The organism is Paenibacillus sp. FSL H3-0469, assembly GCF_038051945.1.
In the GTDB taxonomy this organism is placed as follows: domain Bacteria; phylum Bacillota; class Bacilli; order Paenibacillales; family Paenibacillaceae; genus Paenibacillus_AQ.
Map to the genome: position 1 here is coordinate 7,162,067 of NZ_CP150302.1, position 20,214 is coordinate 7,182,280.

Below are 20,214 nucleotides of genomic sequence, written 5' to 3' on the forward strand. Positions count from 1 at the left end.
GGATGAAGAGAGCCCTGGTTCTAGCCATACTATCGGTCATTTTTGTCGCTGCCGTCTTCCAAATGGATACCTATTCGGATGCACGCGGGAAGCCGGCCACTCCGGCCGAAGTGCTGAAATTCGCCAACGAAGATTACCTGGACTTATATGGTGTGAAGGATTACTTCAAGGAGGAGACCTCCAAGGGCAGCTACCGGAAGGATCTGCTGCAAAAAAGGATTGCTTCAGGTGCCGAACGTTACTATGAAATCGTCTACGGGACCAGTCATGGCACCCAATTGGACGGAGGGCTCTATGAATATTCCGGCTATACCCGGGAAGGCAACTCGGTACCGACAGAGAATGTTCCCTGGTTCGCCGGGTGGAGCGGGACGCAGATTCAGAATCTCTCCCTGATTAAGGAATCCTGGGAGGATGATGCCGTTCAGCAAAAATTCAAAGTTAACACAAATAAATTTGACCGCTATCAAAACACTAACAACTCAAAGCTCACCGCCTATCTCACAGACGGGACCTTTGAGCAGGCGATTATCGAGGGCTTGAATTTTGAATACGGCGGCAACCGTACGTATAAGGATTTCATGTACCGTGATCAGAATAAAGAGCTTCAAGATAAGAAGGTCTATACCAACAACGCCACTCCGTCCAAGGGCGGCAAGTGGATTGACTATGTTCATGTGCTCCAGCCGCCCACGTATTTCTCGTGGGGGTATGGAACCGTCTATATCTCCCATAACAGCGGGAATATCACGTATTTGGACATTCCGATTGCACCACTGGCATTAGTCGAGCAGGAATACGACTTGAAGGCTGAATTCGAACAGCTGCCGCTGCAGGCGCAGACCGGTGAACAGGTGCAAGTACAGATCCGGGTGGATTCATCTTTTCCTGAAGAGATTAAGACCCCCTTCCGTTGGGAGATTATTCAGGTGAGTACAGGCAAGGCCATCAATAGCTCTTCGGCAAAGCTGACGTTCACCGGTCATGCGCAGAAGGGTAGCGGGGAGCTTGTCATTCCCAAGAACGGGGAGCGCTTGCTGGAAGCCAGCTTCAAAATGCCGGACAGCGAGGTGCGAATTAAGTTCAGTGTGAACCCGGAGGGGAAGACCCCCAAGGAGAAGCAGCTGGCTAATAACGTGCTCGATTCGCATCCAATCGCCGTCAAGCTGCTGAAGCCGCAGCCGCTGGGCTATAATGTGCTGACCCGGCAGGTGGAATTCCCGATCTACGGCGGTGCACCGTTAGTTGCCCAGTTGTACTTACCCCGCGGAAGCTGGATCAACAATGCTACCGGACAACTGCATGTGACCAATGCGACCCCGGATGTATTCCGGCAATATAATGTTTCGGGCAATCCTGTAGTGGATGATCCGGGGAGTCACATTTCGCGCCAGCCCATCGTCAGCGCGGTGATTGACCGCAAGGATTTCGGCGATGACCCTGAGCATGGCAAATGGCTGAATCCGGCTAATCCATACTCTCCTGCGGTAAAAGAAGGCCGGGTGGACTTCCAGGGCGGAGTCCAAAGAACCTATAAGTATGACGTGACGAGCTGCAGCAATGGTACCTGCACCACACGGACAGTAACTGATACGGCAACCGCCAGCTTCCCGCAGGGAACGGACCGGAAGCTCTATGAGATGTATTTCTATCATGGACGCAAGGAAGTACCAGAGCCTGTGGTAGATAGTAAGATCGAGCAGAACACCGGGACCTCTCTATCCAAGAAGCTGCTGTGGAGAACCGAGCCGTATCCGGTGGATGTCATCCGCTGGATGTACCATTTAGATAAGAATAATCAAGCCTATCAGGCTGTAGCTGTAAATGGGCAATACAAGCGTTCGTTCACGCAGCAAGGTATGGGCGACATTGCATGGAGTGCAGACCGTCCGCAGCGCCAAGAATACCAGACTTCACGGACTGCGGCCAAAGAAGGACAAGCGGGTAAAGCTGGCTATGATAAAGCGGTGTTCGCCACGGACCGGGAATTGCAGCGCTTCAATTATCCGGTGAAGTCGGGCTACTATTTTAACCCGGCAGGGTCCTATTCCTTCAAGGTAAAGACCGTAGTGTACAAGCCGGTCAAGGACGATACCGAGGATCATAAAGAGCTGGTGCAGCGGGTCATTGATTCGTTCCGTTATGAGAATGATCTGATCTACATCAACAACAAAAAGATTGCCGTAAACCTGAGCAATGAGCCGCTTGCCAAGCAGGGCGGAGGGTTTGCCCGTAAAACCGGCATACTGACTGCCGCGAGTCCAAAGGGTGTGAATGGTGAAGTGCTGCTGGCCGTAACGGACCGCAGTACAGATGGCAGCCGTTACAGCAAAAAGGTAGTGGAGCTGGAGCATTCACAGGACGTAAAGGGCGATACCCATGAATACTGGAAAAAGGTGATGGAGGGCTATAGCCAGTCCTCTACGGCAGGGAGCAATACTGCTTTTGAATATAAGGAATTCGTAAAAGACGGGCAGAAAATGTATCAGATTACGGAAGAGACCCGCGTTACGATTGTGATCAACCCAAAGAACAGCTATCTGTATACCCACGCCAATATGGCGGACGGTGAGTATCCGATTAAAGTGTCGGTTGGGAATGTGGAGCTTGGCAAGAGCAAGCTGGCTTATCGCACGTTAGGCTCCATTCAAGGTATTACGACACTGGACGGCATGACGGTAACGGTAAAAGGCTCCATGTTCGATGACTTGAATAACTAGACGGCGGATTTGTACTCTGGAGGTGAAGCATGCAGCAGCAGGTGGACATCAAGCGGATGCTGGAGCTGGAGCAGGGACTGAAGCGCTTGAACCGCATACTGGAGGAGCAGGTCACCGGTATAGACAGAAGCGTCGGCGGTTTGGTTCGTTCGGTGCAGGCTGCTTACCCGGAAAGTTATGTGCAGTCTCCCTCCCGCGAGGCGGATCGGTTGCTGCAGGAGCTGGCAAGGGAGGCACAGTCGCTTAGTGACCGGATAGAGCGTAAGCAATCGGCGTTACGCTGGGCGGCCGGGCAATATCAAGCTGCCGAGACGAAGGCGCAGAGTCTGGTTCATGCGACACCGGCATTCACCTGGAAGCAGGCAGGCAGCATGTTCAGCCGGTGGCTGCAAGGCCTAAGGGATCAGGCAGCACGTGGGATTCAGGATGTCCTTCGTCATCCGCCGACGCTTAGCCGCATGATTCAGGATTTGCTGCGGAACGTCAGGGATGCTTCGGTGGACAGACAACTGCAGTCTTTTGCAGCAGATGCAGTCATCTCTGAACTGTTCCAGCAGAGAAAATCCGGCAGTCCCGCTGAACAGCAGCAGGCCCGGGAACAATTATCTAAGATTGCGGAGGCCTTGCGGGAAATAGGACGAAGTCAAGCAGCCTACTCTGTCTATGAGAAGTATGGGAACAAGACTTATATGAAGTCCGCGAACGAACATGCGGAGCGCCAGCGGGAGCTGCTGCAGAAGCTGGGCGTGGACCCGGGCTTCTATGTGAAGACCGACCTTCGGACGCAATACAAAGGTTCTCCCTTATCAGCCTGCACGTATAACCCGCTGCTGACGGACGGATCGGCGGTGCCCGCCAGTGATGAACTGCGGTTCGCCATCACACTGGGGCTGGTGAATGAGCAATATCGCGCATGGGCGAAGAGTAATTATAAAGACATCGAGGCAGCGGTGGTTCGAGCGGAACAGATTCGCGAGCTGGAACGCCAGGTGGCAGAGTATAAGCGGCTCCATGGTCCGCCGATGACTCTGCCGGATGGCACGCCGATCACAGCGGAGAACAAAGAGAATGAGACGACCTATGCCTATTTCAAGGACAAGGTCTATGATTCCAGTAAACATACCGGAGCCGTGTACACCGCGTATTACGCTTGGGCGGAAGACACCTACGGTATGACCAAATGGCGCAAAATAGTGGTGCAGGCCGATCAGGTGACCCAAGCTTTCGTAGGCGGCCTGATCAAATCTACAGTCATGGGCGTGGTGGACACCGCCAAGTTCGCTTTCGACTTCGTCATCGACCCGGAGAAGACGACTCAGGAAACGATCGACAAGGTGAACTATCTCGTCAGTCACCCCGAAGTTTTGGTGGATGCCGCCAAAGCCATGTATCATGACTTCAATGAAGGCACCCCGGAGCAAAAAGCCGAAATGCTCGGCAACGCCGCATCCATCCTCGTCCCGGGCGTACCTATCGCCAAGAGCGGCATGGTCGGTAAGCTGGCCGATGCGGTGATGGACCCGCTGAGCGATGCGGTCAAGAAAGTACCGGATGTTTTGAAAAATTGGGATTTTTCAGGGATGAACCCTTACCCGAACCGGCTAATCCCGGCAACGCCGGGCGGCCCGGGGCCGGTGGAGATGCCGGGGCAGGTGTGGCGGAGTGAGGGGCGGGGGGAAGCTAAACTACCTAATCGTAAAATAGACAGCCTGCATGAGAAGACTCAAAATGTAAGAGGAGATATTAACAGAGAAATAGAAAAAATAAGAAGTTCTGATGAATACAAGAATCTATCAAGAACACAGAAGGATAAACTTGATAGAAAACTGGATAAATTAACTACTGGAAATATTGCTGTCGCAAAAGTGGAGATAACTGGTATTAAAAAGGAATTTCAAGCACATAGTCAAATTCATTCTTCTGATAGTTTAGGTAATAACTTAGGTGATTTTACTCATTCAAAAGAAACAAAGTCCTTTGAAACCTATGTTGAAGATAGATTTCCTCGTCTCAATGATACGGAGGCTAAAATTCTTGAAGATATTTCTTCTCAGATAAAAGACTCTAATGTTTCTGGTAAAATAGATTTATATACTGAATTAGACGCCTGTCAAAGTTGCACAAATTTAATTATGGAATTTAGACGTAAGTTCCCTAATATTAAGCTTAATGTTTATTCTGAAAATATGAGATAAGGAATGATAATATGAGCATAATTAAATATGAAAGAATTAGAAATTCTGTAATGTTGGACTTTGAGGAATATATTGAAGAAGAGGGTTTAAATGTGGCGCAGGTTTCAGCGAAAATTTTAGAAGAAGATTGGAGAAGAGTAAATGTTAGTTTGTTTACTAAAACATTATATTTTGTTTCTATTGCTATAGAGAGTTTGAAATATAAAGAAATTGCTGACTTTATATATTCTAAACTGGAAATTTATCTTAAAGAAACAAAGTTTGAGGAGCATATAGATAAAAACGACATTGAAAAACTGATGCAAGACATTCAAATCTGTAAAAAGCTAATTGATAATAAAGGGGAATATAAAATCAGGGAAACAAGCGATTCTACTAAAATAGGGGTAGATTACATCTTAGGTTTGAAGGCGGATTTGTTATTGTAACGAAAAAGTGGCAGGAGCTACCCAGTGTCGAATGAGCCCAATTCGACCAAAAACATAGTTAACCCATGTAATACCCGTATAAAGATTTCTTTGTTTCGGTTGTGCGTACGAAAGGCTTGAATTTCATACCCTGAATAATGCTATTCCGTTACATTGAACAGGTCGATTATGGTGAGATACAACTATGATGGGCCTGTTTTATCGGTGATATATTTTTTATGGGTTAAACCTTAAAGCGTATCGTTAATTCTGATTATCGTAACGGCGGGAAGGAAACATAACAAAGTTATCCGACATGTCAAAGTATCGAAACAAGAACAAGCCATATACGGACAAAACATGAATCAGATTACAGAGGAGACCTGCGCTAAGTTTGTTATTAATCCGCAACAAGCTGGCTTACCACACTCTAGACTTTATTCAAGGCATTACAGCACTGGACGGCATGACCATCACAGTGAAGGGCTCCATGTTCGATGATTTGAATAACTAAGACGCTGTACTCGTACTCTGGAGGTGAACTATGCAGCAGCAGGTGGACATCAAGCGGATGCTGGAGCTGGAGCAGGGAATGAAGCGCTTGAATCGCATACTGGAGGAGCAGGTCACCGGTACGGACAGAAACGTTGGTGGTTTGATCCGTTCGGTGCAGGCTGCTTATCCGGAAAGTTATGTGCAGTCTCCCTCCCGCGAGGCGATCCGGTTGCTGCAGGAGTTGGGACGGGAGGCGAAGTCGCTTAGTGAACGGTTAGAGCGCAAGCAATCAGCACTCAGATGGGCGGCTGGGCAATATCAGTCGGCAGAATCGAAAGCGCAGAGTCTGTTAAAAGCTACACCAGCATTCACCTGGAAGCAGGCAGGCAGCATGTTCAGCCGGTGGTTGCAAGGCATACGGGATCAGGCCGCGCACGGAATTCAGGATGTCCTTCGTCATCCGCCGACGCTTAGCCGCATGATTCAGGATTTGCTGCGGAACGTCAGGGACGCTTCGGTGGACAGACAACTGCAGTCTTTTGCAGCAGATGCAGTCATCTCTGAACTGTTCCAGCAGAGAGAATCCGGCAGTCCCGCCGAACAGCAGCAGGCAAGGGAACAATTGTCCAAGATTGCGGAGGCGTTACGGGAAATCGGGCGGAGCCAAGCAGCCTACTCTGTCTATGAGAAGTACGGGAACAAGACTTATATGAAGTCCGCGAACGAACATGCGGAGCATCAGCGTGAGCTGCTACAAAAGCTGGGCGTAGACCCAGGCTTCTATGCGAAGACTGACCTGCGGACGCAATACAAGGGCTCCCCCTTATCGGCCTGCACGTATAATCCGCTGTTAACGGACGGATCGGCGGTGCCCGCCAGTGATGAACTGCGGTTCGCCATCACCCTGGGACTGGTGAATGAGCAATACCGCGAGTGGGCAAAAGCGAATTACAAGGACATCGAAGCAGCGGTGATTAGAGCGGAACAGATTCGCGAGCTGGAACGAAAGGTGGCAGAGTATAAGCGGCTTTATGGGCCGCCGATGACGTTACCGGATGGCACGCCGATCACAGCGAAGAACAAAGAGAACGAGACGACCTTTGCCTATTTCAAGGACAAGGTCTATGATCCGAGTAAACATACCGGAGCCGTGTACACCGCGTATTATGCTTGGGCGGAAGACACCTACGGCATGACCGAATGGCGCAAAATAGTGGTGCAGGCCGATCAGGTAACCCAAGCCTTCGTCGGCGGCCTGATCAAATCCACAGTCATGGGCGTGGTAGACACCGCCAAGTTCGCGTTCGACTTCGTCATCGACCCGGAGAAGACGACCCAGGAAACGATCGACAAGGTGAACTACCTCGTCAATAATCCCGAAGTTCTGGTGGATGCAGCCAAAGCCATGTATCATAATTTCAATGAAGGCACCCCGGAGCAAAAAGCCGAAATGCTCGGCAACGCCGCTTCTATTCTCGTCCCGGGCGTACCTATCGCCAAGAGCGGCGTGGTCGGCAAGGTGGCCGATGCAGTGATGGACCCGTTGACTGATGCGATGAAGAAAGTACCGGATGCCTTGAAAAACTGGAATTTCCCAGGGATGAACCCTTACCCGAACCGGTTGATCCCGGCAACGCCGGGCGGCCCGGGCCCGGTGGAAGTGCCGGGGCAGGTGTGGCGGAGTGAGGGGACGCCAAAAGCAGGCTTAGACAAAATTAGAGAAACTGCTCCGGATTACTATGAAGAATTGACAGACAAATATGGAGATAAGGGAAGATACTATGCTAGGTCACCAGAAGAGTATGAAAGTTTGGCAAAAGATCCAGCAAAAAACTTTAAAATAAACGAAAAATCAAAAGTTGAGAGACTAGCAGGCTTAGAGTTAGAGGCGAGAGGAGACCTACCTGGTCCTATAGTTAGAGATACCAATCCAGCAGGTGCAGAATTTATTGATGCAACAGGTGTAAAGTGGGACGTTAAAGGATGGTATTCAAAATTTGCACCAAAAGGTTATACTCTGGAAAAGGCAATTGCTGATATAGAAGAATCTCTTTCAAAAGGTGAGAATGTTATCATCGATTCATCAAAAATGTTCCCAGAGCATATAGACGAAGTACGCGAAGCAGTGAAAGAATTGGGATTAAGTGATAAATTGCTTTGGTGGCCATAAAGTATGCGAAAGGAAGTATTACATGGATGATAATATGTTTTTAAAACATCATAAATGGGCAGAATCGGAAGGTAGTATTGGAGAAAAATTAGAAATTGTGAATGAAGAATTAAAACAACTGAATCTTACAGGGATGAACCTGAGTTGTTCAGAGATTGTAGAGTCAAATATGAGCAATTCCTTTTTGACAAATGTTGATATGAGTGATTGCTATTTTTTAAGTACCTCATTCGAAAGAACGATTTTCTCTGAATGCATACTGAGTAAAACAGTATTTGATTACGCAACCCTAAAACATTCAAATATAAGAAATTGTGTAGGCATAAAAGCGTCTTTTGATGATACAGACCTTAGCTTTGCTAATGTATCTCAATCTGACTTGAGGCGAGCATCATTTCGAAGAGCAAATTTAAGCTACGCAAAGTTTTCTAATGTTGATATAACAAACGCTCTACTTGATGGAGCACTTCTTTATGGCACTAGTTTTGAAGAAATAAACGGGATTGATGAAGTGTCTGCCAAACATATTTTTATTGGAACAGAAGAGAAACCAATAAGGTTGGAAGGGGAAGATATTAAAAAGTGGTTAATGGAGCAGATGAGAGGATAATATCTTCATTGAACACTTGATAAACTTTCAAAAGCTCTTTCCAATTTGTTTTATGAGTAGGAATGAGCTTTTTTGGATATACCTGCTCTACTCGTAAAGCGGAGGGAATCTTGGGATTGGTGAAGAAAGACGGAGAAACGAAGCGAGAAAGTGGAGGGGGTTGGAATGGATTTTTTAAAAGACGGTGATATCAGGACTTTCTTGTTGATCTTAGAAGAAAATTTATACCCAATGAAACCTTGCAATGAAGATGAAATTTTAAAATTGAAGAAACTAATGCCAACCAAAGAACTCCCCTTAACTTATTTGGAATTTATGTGTAAAGCCGGCAATGGGATTGAGTTTTTGGCAGGTACACATTATTCAATGAAATATATATTAGAACTTAAAGAATGGGCAGTTGAACTTTTGGATGAAAATAATTTTCCGAAGAAATTAACAGATAATCAGTTTGTATTCATGATACATCAAGGATATATGTTTTGGTATTTTAACTTGGATGAGGGTGATAACCCACCTGTGTATCATTATGATGAAAGTTTGGATCTAATTGATTTCAGGAAAGTTAGTGATAAACTTTCGGGATTTTTAATTTCACTGTATGACTGATGCATCTCTGGAGGTGAAGCATGCAGCAGCAGGTGGAGATCAAGCGGATGCTGGAGCAGGAGCAGGGACTGAAGCGCTTGAATCGTATACTGGAGGAGCAGGTCACGGGAATGGACAGAAGCGTTGGCGGTCAGGTTCGTTCGGTGCAGGCTGCTTACCCGGAAAGTTATGTGCAGTCTCCCTCCCGCGAGGCGATCCGGTTGCTGCAGGAGTTGGGACGGGAGGCGCAGTCGCTTAGTGACCGGATAGAGCGCAAGCATTCGGCCTTACGCTGGGCAGCCGGGCAATATCAATCTGCCGAAACGAAGGCGCAGAGTCTGTTAAAAACTACACCGGCTTTCACCTGGAAGCAGGCAGGCAGCCTGTTCAGCCGGTGGTTGCAAGGCATACGGGATCAGGCCGCGCACGGAATTCAGGATGTCCTTCGTCATCCGCCGACGCTTAGCCGCATGATTCAGGATTTGCTGCGGAACGTCAGGGATGCTTCGGTGGACAGACAACTGCAGTCTTTTGCAGCAGATGCAGTCATCTCTGAACTGTTCCAGCAGAGAAAATCCGGCAGTCCCGCTGAACAGCAGCAGGCCCGGGAACAATTATCTAAGATTGCGGAGGCCTTGCGGGAAATAGGACGAAGTCAAGCAGCCTACTCTGTCTATGAGAAGTATGGGAACAAGACTTATATGAAGTCCGCGAACGAACATGCGGAGCGCCAGCGGGAGCTGCTGCAGAAGCTGGGCGTGGACCCGGGCTTCTATGTGAAGACCGACCTTCGGACGCAATACAAAGGTTCTCCCTTATCAGCCTGCACGTATAACCCGCTGCTGACGGACGGATCGGCGGTGCCCGCCAGTGATGAACTGCGGTTCGCCATCACACTGGGGCTGGTGAATGAGCAATATCGCGCATGGGCGAAGAGTAATTATAAAGACATCGAGGCAGCGGTGGTTCGAGCGGAACAGATTCGCGAGCTGGAACGCCAGGTGGCAGAGTATAAGCGGCTTTATGGGCCGCCGATGACTTTGCCGGATGGCACGCCGATCACAGCGGAGAACAAAGAGAATGAGACAACCTTTGCCTATTTCAAGGACAAGGTCTATGATCCCAGTAAACAAACCGGAGCCGTGTACACCGCGTATTATGCTTGGGCGGAAGACACCTACGGTATGACCGAATGGCGCAAAATAGTGGTGCAGGCCGATCAGGTAACCCAAGCCTTTGTAGGCGGCCTGATCAAATCTACAGTCATGGGCGTGGTGGACACCGCTAAGTTCGCTTTTGACTTCGTCATCGACCCGGAGAAGACGACCCAGGAAACGATCGACAAGGTGAACTACCTCGTCAATAATCCCGAAGTTCTGGTGGATGCGGCCAAAGCCATGTATCATGACTTCAATGAAGGCACCCCGGAGCAAAAAGCCGAAATGCTCGGCAACGCCGCGTCCATCCTCGTCCCGGGCGTACCTATCGCCAAGAGCGGCGTGGTCGGCAAGCTGGCCGACGCGGTGATGGACCCGCTGACTGATGCGGTGAAGAAAGTGCCGGATGCCTTGAAAAACTGGAATTTCCTAGGGATGAACCCTTACCCGAACCGGTTGATTCCGGCCACGCCGGGCGGCCCGGGCCCGGTGGAAGTGCCGGGGCAGGTGTGGCGGAGTGAGGGGAGGGGGAATATCCCAAACACTAAACTTACCGAGCCTTCTTTACCTAAAGGTGGAAAACCTAAAGGAAACTACACAATAGGTGACTCACATGGTATTAAGAAAGAGAGTGAAACAGCCGATCTAATGGCAGATCAAGGTTATGACATTAAAATATTAGATGAAGTAAACGGTGGTAATGGATTCGGAATAAAAGAGTCGTCAAATCCGGATTTCTTAATTGAAGGTAAGGTATTTGACTGTTATGCACCAACAATAGAAACGAATCTAGATAATATTCTTAGAAACACTACAAAAAAGACTAAAACACAAGCAGAAAGAATAGTTCTAAATTTAGATCAGTTCCCTTCAGAAAAAGTCGCCGAAATTATTCAGGGGATTTTAAGAAAAGCAAATTCAGACGGTGATTTGAAGAACTTAAAAGAACTATTTATTGTGAAAGATGGGGAAATTACAAGAGTATTTGGAGGATAGATGTAATGGACTATGAATTGTTTCTACTATCTAATGTAAGTAATAATTCATTAGGTGAAATGCTGGAAAGATTTACGACTGCGTGTGGGGACAAGAAGGCCTCATTGAGTTGTAACGATGAGGAAATAGTTATTGGCTCTGAGCTATTTGCATTGGCTCTTGAAATTGAAGATATTTCTGATATCGCTTTTGTTAGAAATCATTATAACTTAGATGTAAATGTTTGTATCAGAATTCAATTGTTTGGAAATACGTTTTATCAAGGACTAGAGCTTTTGTTTAAAATTATGGGAAGGCTTATAAGACATATTGATGGTAACCTATTATTTCTAGAAGATGGTTCAGCTCAGTTGCTTAGAATGGAGAATGGTCAGCTAATTGTCAATAACGCTTTAGACCAGTATCAGACGAAATATTTAACCACAAGCCTACTTAGTCTACTTGACCGTCCTTACGTTGAAAAAGAATTGTCTAACTAAGATGTAATCTGAGTCATCTGCGGGGCCACCCAATACCGAATGAACCCATCATTCAACGATAGGTTCTAGTCACGGTAAAAGGCTCCATGTTCGACGACTTGAATAACTAGACGGCGGATTTGTACTCTGGAGGTGAAGCATGCAGCAGCAGGTGGAGATCAAGCGGATACTGGAGCTGGAGCAGGGACTGAAGCGCTTGAACCGTGTCCTGGAGGAGCAGGTCACCGGTATGGACAGAAACGTTGGTGGTTTGGTCCGTTCGGTGCAGGCTGCTTACCCGGAGAGTTATGTACAGTCTCCCTCCCGCGAGGCGATCCGGTTGCTGCAGGAGTTGGGACGGGAGGCGCAGTCGCTTAGTGACCGGATAGAGCGCAAGCAATCGGCCTTGCGCTGGGCGGCTGGGCAATATCAGTCGGCAGAATCGAAAGCGCAGAGTCTGTTAAAAGCTACACCGGCATTCACCTGGAAGCAGGCAGGCAGCCTGTTCAGCCGGTGGTTGCAAGGCATACGGGATCAGGCCGCGCACGGAATTCAGGATGTCCTTCGTCATCCGCCGACGCTTAGCCGCATGATTCAGGATTTGCTGCGGAACGTCAGGGATGCGTCGGCGGATAGACAACTGCAGCCTTTTGCAGCAGATGCAGTCATCTCGGAGCTATTCCAACAGAGAGAGTCCGGCAATCCCGCCGAACAGCAGCAGGCACGGGAGCAATTGTCCAAGATTGCCGAAGCGTTGCGGGAAATCGGACGTAGTCAAGCGGCATACTCTGTCTATGAGAAGTATGGGAACAAGAGCTATATGAAGTCCGCGAACGAACATGCGGAGCATCAGCGTGAGCTGCTACAAAAGCTGGGCGTGGACCCAGGCTTCTATGCGAAGACCAACCTGCGGACGCAATACAAGGGCTCCCCCTTATCCGCCTGTGCCTATAATCCGCTGCTAACGGACGGGTCGGCAGTGCCCGCCAGTGATGAACTGCGGTTCGCCATCACTTTGGGACTGGTGAATGAGAAATACCGCGCGTGGGCGAAGAGTAATTACAAGGACATTGAAGCAGCGGTGATTAGAGCGGAACAGATTCGCGAGCTGGAACGGCAGGTGGCAGAGTATAAGCGGCTCCATGGACCGCCGATGACGTTGCCGGACGGCACGCCGATCACAGCGGAGAACAAAGAGAATGAGACGACCTTTGCCTATTTCAAGGACAAGGTCTATGATCCCAGTAAACATACCGGAGCCGTGTACACCGCGTATTATACTTGGGCGGAAGACACCTACGGTATGACCGAATGGCGCAAAATAGTGGTACAGGCCGATCAGGTAACCCAAGCCTTCGTCGGCGGCCTGATCAAATCTACAGTCATGGGCGTGGTGGACACCGCTAAGTTCGCTTTTGACTTCGTCATCGACCCGGAGAAGACGACCCAGGAGACGATCGACAAGGTGAACTATCTCGTCAATCACCCCGAAGTTCTGATGGATGCGGCCAAAGCCATGTATCATAATTTCAATGAAGGCACCCCGGAGCAAAAAGCCGAAATGCTCGGCAACGCCGCCTCCATCCTCGTGCCGGGCGTACCTATCGCCAAGAGCGGCGTGGTCGGCAAGCTGGCCGACGCGGTAATGGACCCGCTGACCGATGCGTTGAAGAAAGTGCCGGATGCTTTGAAGAACTGGAATTTTCCAGGGATGAACCCTTACCCGAACCGGTTGATTCCGGCAACGCCGGGCGGCCCGGGCCCGGTTGAGATGCCGGGGCAGGTGTGGCGGAGTGAGGGGCGGGGGAATGATGCTAAGATCCCTCAAACAGGGGCGGAATGGGATGAGTACTTCGGTTCAAAATATGGTGATGAAAATGTTACATGGGTGACTAAGAATAAGTTCGAGTATGTAAACGGTTTTGATGATCACATGATAAATGTACAAGGGCTTGTTAGAAAAGGGAATAAAGGCGTTGTTGGAGGTCATAATTTAGAAAATTTCGAGAAAATTCTGACAGATCAAGGTTGGAAGCTAGATGATGTTATTGTTTCAAGAACTCCGCATTCTACTGTTCCTGGGGTTTATGAAATAGAGTATAGAATTCCTGCATTAGACAGGGAATTAAAGGTAGTGCCTGGCCAATATAAAAATATCCCTCAACCAAAGACAGTCTATGATTCAAATGTAATTTCAAGTGAACAAATGATTGTATGGGGCAAAGAAGCTATGGCGAATGGTGTGATTAATGGGAGATTAGTGACTGGATACTCCTCTAATGGACTTAGATTTACGGGATACCTTGATGATAGTGGGAACATCACAAATTTCCATCCTTCATTTGAGGGGAAATAGGGAGGTAACGATATGACAAATGAAAATATTTCTGAAAAAAAACTGATAGATCTTTATTATTTTTCTATCGGAGATGGGAACTTTATTAAAGCGTTGGAAAAGTATTGTAACGGGCAGGGTTTTGGTAATGAGCATATCTGGTGTTTATTTGCAAGTGAACTAGAAGAGTGGGAAGAAGGGTACTTCGGAGAAGATGGGGTTTGCTATTTTTTTGACCGTCCTGCAGTTGATGAAGATGTAACCGTCGTACTAGATTACTACAGTTTCTATGTTTATCTTAAAGAAGCAAGTAAAGTATATTTGTTAAAGCACTCTGATGATAAGGATGTAGTTGAATCTCGATTATATGAAATTAAACGAAAGTTTAAAATTGTATAAGTAGTAGGGGCTACCTAGTGCCGAATAAACCCAACATTACCCATGTAATATTTTTACCCTGAATAATGCTACTCCGTTACATTTAACAGGTCGATTATGGTGAGATACCACCATGACAGGCCTGTTTTATCAGTGATATTAGATATAAAGGTCTATACTTTATAAGTTCTTTTCAAAGGCATCACGGCACTGGACGGCATGACCATCACAGTGAAGGGCCTCTATGTTCGACGACTTGAATAACTAGACGGCGGATTTGTACTCAGGAGGTGAATCATGCAACAGCAGGTGGATGTAAGCCGGATGCTGGAACTGGAGCAGGGAATGAAGCGCTTGAATCGTATACTGGAGGAGCAGGTCACCGGTATGGACAGAAACGTTGGTGGTTTGGTCCGTTCGGTGCAGGCTGCTTACCCGGAAAGTTATGTGCAGTCTCCCTCCCGCGAGGCGATCCGGTTGCTACAGGAGTTGGGACGGGAGGCGCAATCGCTTAGTGACCGGTTAGAACGGAAGCAATCGGCCTTGAGCTGGGCAGCCGGGCAATATCAATCGGCAGAATCGAAAGCGCAGAGTCTGTTAAAGTCTACACCGGCCTTCACTTGGAAGCAGGCAGGCAGCCTGTTCAGCCGATGGCTGCAAGGGATACGAGACCGGGCAGCGCGTGGTGTTCAGGATGTCCTTCGTCATCCGCCGAAGCTTAGTCGCATGATTCAGGATCTCCTGCGAAACGTCAGGGATGCTTCGGTGGACAGACAATTGCAGGCTTTTGCAGCAGATGCAGTCATCTCCGAACTATTCCAGCAGAGAGAATCCGGAAGTCCCGCCGAACAGCAGCAGGCGCGGGAACAATTGTCCAAGATTGCGGAGGCGTTGCGGGAGATCGGACGGAGTCAAGCGGCGTACTCTGTCTATGAGAAGTACGGGAACAAAGCCTATATGAAGTCTGCGAATGAACATGCGGAGCGCCAGCGGGAGCTGCTGCAGAAGCTGGGCGTGGACCCGGGCTTCTATGTGAATACCGACCTGCGGACGCAATACAAAGGTTCTCCCTTATCAGCCTGCACGTATAACCCGCTGCTGACGGACGGATCGGCGGTGCCAGCCAGTGATGAACTGCGGTTCGCCATCGCCTTGGGGCTGGTGAATGAGAAATACCGCGCGTGGTCGAAGAGTAATTATAAGGACATTGAAGCAGCGGTGATTAGATCGGAACAGATTCGCGAGTTGGAACGTCAGGTGGCAGAGTATAAGCGGCTCCATGGACCGCCGATGACGTTGCCGGACGGCACGCCGATCACAGCGAAGAACAAAGAGAATGAGACAACCTTCACCTATTTTAAGGACAAGGTCTATGATCCCAGTAAACATTCCGAAGTCGTGTACACCGCCTATTACGGTTGGCTGGAAGACACGTACGGCATGACCGAATGGCGCAAAAAAGTGGTGCAGGCCGATCAGGTCACCCGGGCCTTTGTCGGCGGTCTGATCGAATCTACAGTAATGGGGGTGGTGGACACCGCCAAGTTCGCATTCGACTTCGTCATTGACCCGGAGAAGACGACCCAGGAGACGATCGACAAGGTGAACTATCTCGTCAATCACCCCGAAGTTCTGGTGGATGCAGCCAAAGCCATGTATCATAATTTCAATGAAGGCACCCCGGAGCAAAAAGCCGAAATGCTCGGCAACGCCGCTTCCATCCTCGTCCCGGGCGTACCTATCGCCAAGAGCGGCGTGGTCGGCAAGCTGGCTGACGCGGTAATGGACCCGCTGACCGATGCGTTGAAGAAAGTGCCGGATGCTTTGGAAAACTGGAATTTTCCAGGGATGAACCCTTACCCGAACCGGTTGATCCCAGCAACGCCGGGCGGCCCGGGCCCGGTGGAAGTGCCGGGGCAGGTGTGGCGGAGTGAGGGTATGGGGAAACCTAAGGTCCAACTTGGCAAAGAAGATTTGGGTGATTTAAGAAAAAAATGGAATGTCCCAGAGACTGAAACCATCGCCATTGGTAAGACGGATGTAAAAGGTCTTGAAGATTTGATTTTCGAAGGTGGCTCGCCTATGGTTAGAAAGGAAGCAGGGCTATCAGATTTAGATGAAATCATGCCAGACAGACCGATACAAGCTCCGAGGAAAAGTCCACAATTTACGAGGCATGCCGAAGAAGGAGTAATAAATGATTTCGTTGGCGCAGTTGAAAAAGCTGGGCTTAAGCCAGAAGAAGTTAGAGGGACCTTCTATATCCATCAATCCAACAGTAAAGGTGTATGTACAGCTTGTATACAGGGGATTTCAAATCCTAATGTTAAGCCGGGAATATTTATGCAGTTGTCGCAGAAGTATCCAAATCTTATTATTAAAGTGACCTCAGAGGTTGAAGAAGGCATAAAATTGGCTGGTAAATTAAAGTTCACCCTTAAAGGTGGAAAACTAATCGATTAAAGGGAGGTACTTACTTTGAATAATTGGTCTATATTACCGATTGATAAGAAAATAGTATTTTACTTAGGACTAAGTGAGTTTATTGTTCAATCGTTAAGTGACAACAGTTTTTTTGAGGATGCTCGAAATGCTTTAGATATTTGTTGGAGATGGTTTGAATCAAAAATACCTACTGGGGATGAAATATACACGTTATTAGATGATGGAACAGAGTTCGGGGGATTGTTTATAGACATGCAAATGGATGAAAATGAAGAAAATGAAGCGAAATGGGATTGCATTGTAGATGCTGTCTCTTTTGTGAACAAACAAGCATATATTCTTGAAGGTGCAAGATACTTACCTGCCCCGATTGAAAATGTAGATGATGAATTAATTATTCACTTCATAGACCGATTCCATAGTATTAATCCAGAGAATAAGGATATTGCGGAAGACTTTTTTGGACATGTACTGAATACGGATAATTACACTAAAGAAGGTATGGTGACTTATTTTAATAAGTGATGGAAGTAAGCGAGAATACTCAATGATCTGTGGAGCGGACGGCAGGTATGTGGGCTGACGCTCCGAGATAATATTTTTTAGGAGGTAGAGACATGGAAGTTAAGGATGAAACTATAATATATCCATTGCCGGATGATGTTCTGCTGACTGAAAAAGAAAATAAGTGGAGAATTAAATTGCCGGATGAATATAAAGAATTTATTAAAAAATTTAATGGTGCTTCTCCTGTAAAAGATAGTTTTAAGTGTAACAACCATAGTTATGCCATTGATAGGTTTTTATGTATCTTGAAGGTAACCGGGGAGAGAGATGATGAATTCTACGATATAGGAGTAGTTAGAACCCAGTTAGATGAGAGAATTGTTGCAGACGAAAACTTAGTAGGTACTGAGTTATTACCAATAGCTGTTCTATTTGCAGGTGATTTTGTATGTTTAGACTATAGAAATACTGATAAAACAGAGCCATCTGTTTGCGTTTGGAATCATGAAGAATCTTCAGATTTAGACCCTGTAACTTATTTTACAAGTAATAGCTTTGATGAGTTTTTAAATATATTAACCGAATAATGAACCCAATATTTAACCAATAACAAAATAACCTATGTAATCCATTTCATTGAACAGGTTGATTATGGTAAGATACCACCGTAATTGACCTGTTCTTTTGTTATTTTGTTTACTTACCGATTTTTCAAAATTTTTTGTAACTCTAATATACATCGCTTATCTATAAATTGTCCGCAAAAAAAATTCGAAAGGGGCGTGGACTTGAAGGAATGGGAATTTAACGAATTGACTGAATATGTTGCCGAGGTCTTTAATCATTCAATTGACGATGGCCTAAAAGCTGTGCAAGCAGGAGGACGATGTTTGTATGAGGTAGTTGATAAGATCATTAAGTCTTTTGATTTTGATAATTTTGTTGATGAGCTAGGAATTACCGATGCTAAGGACTTAAGTCTTCGTATAGATTCACTAAAAACAAAAATGCAAAATGTTCAGGTTATTGGTTGAAATATATGACCAAGGTTGCGGGCTACCCAGGTGTATAAATGAAACAACTCATTCAACGTGCTTTGGATTATGATTGTGTATTGGAATCTAACGAGGATACACCTATAAGGATGCGTAGAGATAAGATGATTATGGTTAATGGCAAAAAACTAATGGGGACGCAGCGGTTTTCTTTTCAGCGAGCAAGTTGAGTGTGCAGGAGGGGAACATAGGTTTATGATGATCAAAAATCAATTGGAGTTTCCAACATGCATCACAACGGAGATCTACTGTCTTGATATTGTTTTAACTATGATGGATATTGCAAATATATCTGAAGATGAAGCTTTTCAAAGAATTAACTTGTACTGGAAAGGAATGGATCACACTTCTGAAGATCATATTGTATTTCATGAAGGTCCAGAGTACTGGGCCAAAACGATTTATTATGAACAAAGTAATTGGTGGAACTATAAACCAGAAGAGCTTACCCCAAAGAAAATAAAATAGTTGATGTAAAGAAGCAGCACAGAATTGATGATCTGGGGGCTGTTTTTTACTTTAATGAGAGAAAAAATAAATTTATAAATAGGAGGAGAACCCTATTTCGATATCGGCTTCAATAAGCATACGTTTGGGTGAGCGCTCTAGCTCCATTCTATCGCTAACCGATTTGTTCCAGAAATTCGAAAACGAAGGTTGGAGTTACATAAACAACAAAGGCGAGGTTGTCGTGCTGCCATTAGGAGATGATGGTGAATACAATTGGACTTCCTTTACGATAAATAAAGGCAACCTTTTTGAACTGTTCAAGGAAAAGCGGACAAGAAATGAGATTATCGGAATTGAGTTAATGCGGACAGATTCTGAGGTTGGCTGTGAGCTGCTTATTTTAATAAGAAGCAATTCATGTTTAGTCTATCGATAGCAAGAAAGAAAATGATAATAAAAGATGATACCGACATCACTGATTTTAGCTGGTATCTGGACAGAATATTACCCGTCTTCAGAGGTCTGCAGGTTGAACAGATAAGCTGTGAGCAATTGCTCTGATAAACTTCATTTTTCAATGGGGGAAAGACGAGGAAGAGGATCTTAAGAAAGCTTTTCAAACCTTTGGTATTCGTCTGGAGAATTTGCAAGATAACAGGTGGTGAGCTATGTGAAAGGAAGTTTCTCGTTCATCGTTCGTGGTGATAACTTAGATTTTGACGGGATCAGTACCAAGTTACACTTGTCACCAACTTCTACTATTAGAAAAGGGCAACCTGTCAGAATAGGAGGGAGTTCGATAGCTCATTATGACATATGGAAATTAGAGATAGAGCTATCAGAGCAAAGTGAACCGGAAGATATTCTTGAACTTCTTCTTCAGCAATTAACTCCGAACTTAAAAACAATTACTGAAATGATAGATGAGTATGACGAAGTAAGGATCAATTGTTTTATGAGATCAGATTATGGTCAGATGGGTTTTGCACTTTCAAATGAAATGCTTACAAAGTTAACAGTTTTAGGAGTCGGTATGGCTTTTCATATATTATCATTTGGTATGGTAGAGTAACTTGTCGAAACCCATAACAAAGGTAACCAATTCTCAACCGCAACTGAGCCACTCTCAGTGCGGTTTTTTTTGTTTTCAGACATTTGCTCATAAAAATTCAGGACTTTTTTCGTTTTTCGAGTATATTAACCCTATTTCGGGGCATTTGACGCAGCTTTTGTCGAGAATTGTTAAGA

General features: G+C 46.6%; 16 protein-coding genes. All 16 read left to right on the forward strand.

Annotated elements, in window-relative coordinates; translation table 11 throughout:
• The first annotated feature begins 2 nt into the window (after positions 1–2).
• The 16 genes from NSS83_RS31085 to NSS83_RS31160 all read left to right on the forward strand — a co-directional run bounded on the left by NSS83_RS31085 (position 3) and on the right by NSS83_RS31160 (position 20,038).
• Positions 3–2,720 carry a hypothetical protein gene (locus tag NSS83_RS31085; RefSeq protein ID WP_341347212.1) on the forward strand — a complete coding sequence of 906 codons (2,718 nt, stop codon included), beginning with the start codon at positions 3–5 and terminating at the stop codon, positions 2,718–2,720.
• A gap of 29 nt (positions 2,721–2,749) precedes the next feature.
• On the forward strand, positions 2,750–4,915 hold the full coding sequence (locus NSS83_RS31090; RefSeq protein WP_341347213.1) for a deaminase domain-containing protein: 2,166 nt from the start codon (positions 2,750–2,752) through the stop codon (positions 4,913–4,915).
• A gap of 11 nt (positions 4,916–4,926) precedes the next feature.
• Positions 4,927–5,343 carry a hypothetical protein gene (locus tag NSS83_RS31095; RefSeq protein WP_341188218.1) on the forward strand — a complete coding sequence of 139 codons (417 nt, stop codon included), beginning with the start codon at positions 4,927–4,929 and terminating at the stop codon, positions 5,341–5,343.
• A 523-nt stretch (positions 5,344–5,866) separates the two neighbouring features.
• Positions 5,867–7,987, forward strand: a complete 2,121-nt coding sequence (locus NSS83_RS31100; protein WP_341347214.1) for a hypothetical protein — start codon at positions 5,867–5,869, stop codon at positions 7,985–7,987.
• 22 nt (positions 7,988–8,009) lie between these two features.
• Positions 8,010–8,597: a pentapeptide repeat-containing protein gene (locus NSS83_RS31105; protein ID WP_341188216.1), complete on the forward strand. Its 588-nt coding sequence runs from the start codon at positions 8,010–8,012 to the stop codon at positions 8,595–8,597.
• Between the two features lie 165 nt (positions 8,598–8,762).
• The gene (locus tag NSS83_RS31110) at positions 8,763–9,206 is read left to right on the forward strand and encodes an SMI1/KNR4 family protein (protein ID WP_341188215.1); all 444 of its coding nucleotides are present in this window, start codon (positions 8,763–8,765) and stop codon (positions 9,204–9,206) included.
• Between the two features lie 20 nt (positions 9,207–9,226).
• The gene (locus NSS83_RS31115; protein ID WP_341347215.1) at positions 9,227–11,338 is read left to right on the forward strand and encodes a hypothetical protein; all 2,112 of its coding nucleotides are present in this window, start codon (positions 9,227–9,229) and stop codon (positions 11,336–11,338) included.
• Between the two features lie 5 nt (positions 11,339–11,343).
• Positions 11,344–11,817 (forward strand): hypothetical protein, encoded by a 474-nt coding sequence (locus NSS83_RS31120; RefSeq protein ID WP_341347216.1) that lies wholly within the window; start codon positions 11,344–11,346, stop codon positions 11,815–11,817.
• 139 nt (positions 11,818–11,956) lie between these two features.
• Entirely contained in the window at positions 11,957–14,152 is a 2,196-nt protein-coding gene (locus tag NSS83_RS31125; protein WP_341347217.1) for an EndoU domain-containing protein, read from the forward strand.
• Positions 14,153–14,164: 12 nt separating this feature from the next.
• The gene (gene cdiI, locus NSS83_RS31130; protein WP_341188219.1) at positions 14,165–14,530 is read left to right on the forward strand and encodes a ribonuclease toxin immunity protein CdiI; all 366 of its coding nucleotides are present in this window, start codon (positions 14,165–14,167) and stop codon (positions 14,528–14,530) included.
• Between the two features lie 276 nt (positions 14,531–14,806).
• Positions 14,807–16,972 (forward strand): hypothetical protein, encoded by a 2,166-nt coding sequence (locus NSS83_RS31135; RefSeq protein ID WP_341347218.1) that lies wholly within the window; start codon positions 14,807–14,809, stop codon positions 16,970–16,972.
• Positions 16,973–16,987: 15 nt separating this feature from the next.
• The gene (locus NSS83_RS31140; RefSeq protein WP_341186778.1) at positions 16,988–17,479 is read left to right on the forward strand and encodes an Imm6 family immunity protein; all 492 of its coding nucleotides are present in this window, start codon (positions 16,988–16,990) and stop codon (positions 17,477–17,479) included.
• Positions 17,480–17,571: 92 nt separating this feature from the next.
• Positions 17,572–18,048: an SMI1/KNR4 family protein gene (locus tag NSS83_RS31145; protein ID WP_341186777.1), complete on the forward strand. Its 477-nt coding sequence runs from the start codon at positions 17,572–17,574 to the stop codon at positions 18,046–18,048.
• 201 nt (positions 18,049–18,249) lie between these two features.
• The gene (locus NSS83_RS31150; protein ID WP_341186776.1) at positions 18,250–18,495 is read left to right on the forward strand and encodes a hypothetical protein; all 246 of its coding nucleotides are present in this window, start codon (positions 18,250–18,252) and stop codon (positions 18,493–18,495) included.
• Positions 18,496–18,711: 216 nt separating this feature from the next.
• A complete protein-coding gene (locus tag NSS83_RS31155; RefSeq protein ID WP_341186775.1) occupies positions 18,712–18,984 on the forward strand; it encodes a hypothetical protein in 273 nt (90 codons plus the stop codon).
• Between the two features lie 652 nt (positions 18,985–19,636).
• A complete protein-coding gene (locus tag NSS83_RS31160; protein WP_341347219.1) occupies positions 19,637–20,038 on the forward strand; it encodes a DUF4279 domain-containing protein in 402 nt (133 codons plus the stop codon).
• The last annotated feature ends 176 nt before the right edge of the window (positions 20,039–20,214 follow it).